At 52.1% G+C, this 5,462-nt stretch carries 7 protein-coding genes and 1 pseudogene; 4 read left to right on the top strand and 4 right to left on the bottom strand.

Features of this window, described 5'->3' with window-relative positions; all coding sequences use genetic code 11:
* The first annotated feature begins 102 nt into the window (after positions 1 to 102).
* The 4 genes and pseudogenes from U8U68_RS22735 to U8U68_RS21340 all read left to right on the top strand — a co-directional run.
* Positions 103 to 270 (top strand): plasmid mobilization protein, encoded by a 168-nt coding sequence (locus U8U68_RS22735; RefSeq protein WP_437124464.1) that lies wholly within the window; start codon positions 103 to 105, stop codon positions 268 to 270.
* Positions 236 to 409 (top strand): MobC domain-containing protein, encoded by a 174-nt coding sequence (locus U8U68_RS21330; RefSeq protein WP_322204400.1) that lies wholly within the window; start codon positions 236 to 238, stop codon positions 407 to 409. Before U8U68_RS22735 ends, U8U68_RS21330 begins: the two co-directional genes overlap by 35 nt.
* 277 nt (positions 410 to 686) lie before the next feature.
* Entirely contained in the window at positions 687 to 1,583 is an 897-nt protein-coding gene (locus tag U8U68_RS21335; RefSeq protein ID WP_322204402.1) for a relaxase/mobilization nuclease domain-containing protein, read from the top strand.
* A gap of 112 nt (positions 1,584 to 1,695) precedes the next feature.
* Positions 1,696 to 1,923, top strand: a pseudogene (locus tag U8U68_RS21340) (tyrosine-type recombinase/integrase); the annotation flags it as partial.
* Positions 1,924 to 1,954: 31 nt separating this feature from the next.
* Here the strand turns inward: U8U68_RS21340 and U8U68_RS21345 are convergent.
* The 4 genes from U8U68_RS21345 to U8U68_RS21360 form a co-directional block, all read right to left on the bottom strand.
* Complete coding sequence (locus U8U68_RS21345; RefSeq protein ID WP_322204404.1) at positions 1,955 to 2,680, bottom strand: Type 1 glutamine amidotransferase-like domain-containing protein; 726 nt, start codon at positions 2,678 to 2,680, stop codon at positions 1,955 to 1,957.
* Between the two features lie 201 nt (positions 2,681 to 2,881).
* Positions 2,882 to 3,217: a winged helix-turn-helix transcriptional regulator gene (locus U8U68_RS21350; protein WP_322204406.1), complete on the bottom strand. Its 336-nt coding sequence runs from the start codon at positions 3,215 to 3,217 to the stop codon at positions 2,882 to 2,884.
* Positions 3,218 to 3,649: 432 nt separating this feature from the next.
* Positions 3,650 to 4,240, bottom strand: a complete 591-nt coding sequence (locus U8U68_RS21355) for an ANTAR domain-containing response regulator (RefSeq protein WP_322204408.1) — start codon at positions 4,238 to 4,240, stop codon at positions 3,650 to 3,652.
* 20 nt (positions 4,241 to 4,260) lie between these two features.
* The coding region (locus tag U8U68_RS21360) for a glutamine synthetase family protein (RefSeq protein ID WP_322204410.1) at positions 4,261 to 5,462 on the bottom strand (1,202 nt) is incomplete at its 5' end.

Genomic DNA, 5,462 nt, shown 5'->3' on the forward strand with positions numbered 1-5,462 from the left:
ACCTGACTGCGTATCTGCTTGAGCCCTTCTTTTCCCACTTTCCGCAAATCGATATATTCCATATCCCTATTATATCACTCTTCCTCTCTTTTTCCTAGCTTTTTGAGCGGGAGTAATATTACGGCAAAGCTTACGTCGAGCGAAAAAGCAGCCATCCAGAAGCAGGCTAAGAAAGCCAAGATGACCATGACGGACTACATTATCCAGTGTGCATTGGGCAAAGAAAATTGTCCAGGTGGACGGGTTAGGCGAGATTCTTTCGGAGCTTAAGGCCCAGGGCCGCAACCTCAATCAGCTCGCTACACGGGCGAATATGGGGCGAATCAATGTGATGCAGAGCGAAGAATTGGTGGCAGCGTACATGAAAATCTGCTCGCAGCTTGAGCGAATAACCGGGGAGGTAGAGTGATGGCGACATTTAAGGCACCCCCGCACCATTCGCGGGTGGCGCCTTAAGCACCGTCTTGCTTGCAGATTTTCCGTGATAGCGCACAGCGTTCGCTGGTCAATGGTGAGATGGACGGCGCTCAATCTGTACACTCTGAAGAAAAATCTGACTGCCCAATACGGTACTTAGAATTCTGCGGTATTGCCTTATCGCAATCAGAAATAGAAAGCAAACAATGGGTGCAACGCAAGGCGTTCTAAAATATATGGCCCAGGATTGTAAAACCAGGTGAGGAGATTTGAAATTTGTAACAGGTCACAACTGTATTCCCCAATGCGCTTTTACCGAGATGATGACGGCAAAAAAGTGTTTCTGCAAGACAGACGGGCGGCAGTTTTTTCACTTCGTGCAGTCGTTTCCAGAGGAAGATGACCTCACCCCGCAGGAAGTAAACGCCATCGGTTTGGAATTTGCGGCGAGGGAATTTCCTGATTTTGAAGTGGTGGTAGCCACTCACTTGGATACTGGTCATCTACATAATCACCTAGTGGTGAACTCTGTAAACTGTGTGAATGGCAAAAAGCTGCATCAAAATGCTGCGGACTTGCAGGCACATCGCAACGTGAACGATGAGATGTGTTTGAAACATGGGCTTTCCGTTTTGGAAAAAGCCGAGAGGCATAGCAAGAAAAAGCGCATGAAATCCGGCGAGTATCAGGCTGGCTTCCGCAGTGAGAGTTGGAAATTGGATTTGATCCACGCGATAAACGAGGCGTTAGAGTACGCTTTTGACCGGGAAACCTTCATCATGAATATGGAGCAGGAGGGCTATGAGGTGGTGTGGTCAGACGCCAGAAAGCACATTACCTTCATCACGCCGGAGGGGCGGCGGTGCCGTGATAGCAGTCTACATGATGAAACCTTCCTCAAACAGAACCTGGAAATGCTGTTCACCTTCCGTCAAGTATTTGGGTTTTCACCAGGCAGCGGGGAGCCGGGGGAAGGATGGATGGGAGAGATAGCATATAATGCGGTTGAGTTGGGCCGCTATTTGGAACAGGCTATGGACACACCAGAGCTGCCGCCCATCCCCACATGGTCTGATAGCAGGCAGCGCAGTCGGGAGGCGCTGAAGAAATTGGCCCATGGGCAGAGATTCAGCGGGGAGGATTATAGGTACGACTACAATATGTAGGAACAGTTTGATTCAAAATTTGAGTGGCAAAGCAAAAGAATACAGCAGAAAAATATCTAGACATAGGTCCACAATATGTGGTAGTGTTGGGGTCAGGAAAGGAGGCCGATTTATGGCAAAAAAGAGAGCGAACGGCGAGGGCAACATCCGCAAATGCAAAGACGGTTGCTGGGAGGGCCGCTACACGGCAGGCTATGATCCCGCTACCGGCAAGCGCATCATCAAAAACGTGCTGGGCAAGACCCGGGCAGAGGTCAAGGAAAAGTTGGCTGCGGCAATAGAAGATATCAAAGACCTGAACCTAGCCCGCTCTGACGATTACACGGTAGGTTCATGCTTAAACCAGCTTTCAGATTGTTTGGGACCGTATCTCATGAAGTAAATCCCGAAATCTGTTTCCATTTTCCCTCTTTGAAAAGGTAAACTTCTCCAAAAACTTCAACCTCTTTATCGTGTATATAGAAGTACGCTCCATCTGAAAGGACATATAGTGGGATTTGAAATGTGTCTGGAGCAATAATCTCCTCATAGAGTCTTTTCTCATCAAGTATCAGCTCTCGGTTGTCATTGTAATGCGGGATGATATTGATGTCCGTAATCCCAAGCCCTGGCCGAAAACGCTGAAAATCCGAATCTATACTTTCGCCTGGCAACTCTGGACACACATATACTTTTTCCGCGCAATTCATGCTACCGGCACTTTGCGCAACGATTACGCCGTTGAAATTGGATAACCGCGCCTTCAGCTTGATGTCCTGGAAAAACTGGTTCTGAGTCGGCAGATGCCCTCCGGATAGAAAAATCACGTCACTTTGCTCTATCAACTCATCTAAGAGCATAGCATTTTGACCGTTGACCAAAATGTTTCTCTCAAAATGGATTTTATCTTTATCCAGTGCAGCAATAGTATTATAAAACCAATCCGTTACTTTTTCATTGTTTTCCGGGGTGCTGGAAATGTAAAGCAACTGTTTTGTTGACTTCACTGCATCCTGAAAATGTGTCAAAAACCCCCAGCGATTATCTATTCGTCCCGGGATCCGTAAACCATTTTTATGAATCGTTGCACCAATCTTACTTGTTAAGAATAGTTTCATATGCTTTCTCCTCGTTTTGATTCTGTAAAACTTTGTTAAGTGAAAACGGCTGGAACTTCCTACCCGGAAGTAGCCAGCCGTTTCCGTTTATTTCCGCGTGTGGGTCGGGGTGTGGGTCAGAAGGAGAAAAGATTTGAGGAAATTCCTCGCGCCAAGTCTAAAATCGACCTCAAAAATTGTGCCGCATAACAAAGAATAGGGTCAGCCCCTTTCCCCAGCCATCACTTTATACCCCGCCTCCCACTGCTCCATAGCATCCAGAATAGGCCGCATGGTCTCTCCCAACTCGCTCAGCGCATACTCTACCCGGGGCGGAACCTCTGCATAGACCGTACGGGTGACAAGACCGTCCGACTCCAAAGCCCACAGGGAATCCGTCAGCACCTTCTGGCTGATTTCCTCCAAATTCTTCTGCAATTCGTTGAAGCGCCAGGGGCGCATATGCAGGTTGCGGATAATCAGAAGTTTCCATTTGTTTCCAATGAGCTGGACGGTGGTGGCCACTGGGCACTGGGGGAGTTCTTCTTTGGTCAGCATACGTCAGCCTCCAATACTTTAAAATATCATGTTACACTCCAATTGTATTGTATTAGACCCGCCCTGTCAAGAGGGCGGGTTGCTTTTCACTATACTACCCCACAAAAAAGTGCGTACTTGTGGGCCAGGGAAAAATCGGTATAATGAGAATCACAGGGTGGCAAAAAGCCCTGAATACGTCAACAGTGGTACATACCTGAATCTCTCTTTGCCACAGCGCCGCTACGCTATAAACTTCCTTTAAATTTTTCTCTGCCTTCTTGACGGGGTCGGTTCAAGCTGGTGGGGCCCTATCCTTTCGGTTTTCGTTATTTTGCTTTTGACTTGTGTTTTCCGGTAGTGGGGTTAAGCAATTCCGTTATCTATAGGGTGCATTACGCTGGGGGCATACGGGGAATTGGGAGATGTCCCGGCCAAGTAAAAACCGTGTTTTCATACAAACTCCCCTTCCAGAATCTTTTGAGCCGCCTGTCCTTTTGTAACGCCGTGGTTCATGGCCAGTTTTTCCAAATGCCGGTGGGCCTGGGGTTCATCCATACCGCAGGACTCGATCAGAATCCACTTGGCCCGGTTTACCAGGCGTATTTCCGCCATCTTCTCCTCCAGGGAAAGGGTCCTCTTTTCCACCTGCCGCAGCTTTTCCCGGGCGCTCACCATCCATCGAAGGGCCTGGTCCATGCCGGGCCTGGACAGGGGTTTTCCCAGGGTGAACACCCCGTGTATCGCGGTTCTGGCGTAGGCCTCGCCCCAAAGCTCCGCCCGGACCATCAGTACCACCACCCTTTCCCGGGACCCGCTAATATCCACGGCAAACCCCAGCCCGGCGCCGTCTGGAAGGGGCGAGTTCACCAGCACAAAATCAAAGGCCCTGTCCGCAAGCAGCCCCCGCCCCTGGCTGATGCTTTTGGCAAAGCAGGTGTGGGCCCGGAATACGCCGGGTAAAACCCCCAGCAGCGCCCGATTGAATTTGTCCTGGCCGGATATCACCAGCATATGATAGACCTGCTCTTCCAGTACCATCATCTCCCCTCTTTTGTCAAGGATCACCGCTTGCAGAAGCTTTCCAGCACACAAGCGGGCAGATGCTCCCGGATAAAGGCGCCCTGCCAGGCCAGGCGCTGGGCTTCTGGCAAACATTCCGGCAGCGGGCGGTACCGGGCAAGTACTTCGGGAGGCGCCTTATCCAGGTCTACGTCCGCTGCCATAGGCGGCTCCAGGCCCTGCCGGACGCCGTAAAGGCCCGCCTGTATCATCAGCGCCAAAGCCAGGTACGGGTTGGCCGTTGGGTCTGGGGAGCGCAGCTCGACACGCCGGGATTCCCCAGGGCCGGGGGAAACGCGCACCAGTTGAGAACGGTTCTGGCTGGACCAGGCGATAACCCCGGGGGCTTTATACTGGCCAAACCGCGCGTATGAGCTCTGCGTGGGATTCAGAAAGACCGTCATCTCCGGCGCTTTCTCCAGTATCCCAGCAATGATGGGGCAAAGGTCGCCGCTGTGCTCCAAGCCCACGGACAGACTGATCGGAAAGCCGTTTCCAGGCCGGTCTGGAAGGGGCCTGGGTGAAAAATCCGCCCAGAGGCCGTTGCGCCTTGCCACTGTTTTTACCACGGTCCGAAAGGTCATGGCGTTGTCTGCGGCGGTCAGGGGGTCAGAGTCGCGGAAGTCGATTTCATTCTGGCCCGGCCCTTCTTTGTGGTAGGAGCGCTCTGGCACAATGCCCATCTGTTCCAGGGTCAGGCAAATTTCCCGGCGGATATTCTCCCCCCGGTCCTCGGGGGCAATGTCCATATATCCCGCCTGGTCGTAGGGCTCCAAAGTGGGCTGCCCATTTTGGTCTAGGTTAAATAGGTAGAACTCCTGCTTGGTCCCAAAGGAAAAGCCGCGCCCCAGTTTTTCCGCCGCTTCCACCGCCCTTTGCAGCAGCCGCCGGGTATCGCCGGGAAAATCCCCCCCGCCGGACAGGCTTATGCCGCTGAACATGCGCACCACCCTGCCGTGCTCTGGCCGCCAGGGCAGCACCGCCAGGGTATCGGGGTCCGGGTGCAGCAGCAGGTCTGAACCGGCCTGGTCCCCAAAGCCCGCAATGGAGGAACCGTCAAAGGGAATTCCCTGGGCAAAGGCCCCGGGCAGCTCCCCCGGCAGGATGGAAAGATTCTTCTGCCGGCCAAATACGTCGCAAAAAGCCAGCCGGATAAACTTAATATCCTCTTCCTTTACATACTGTAGGACCTCGCTCTGCGTAT

Source organism: Acutalibacter intestini (assembly GCF_034334985.1).
GTDB lineage: Bacteria > Bacillota > Clostridia > Oscillospirales > Acutalibacteraceae > Acutalibacter > Acutalibacter intestini.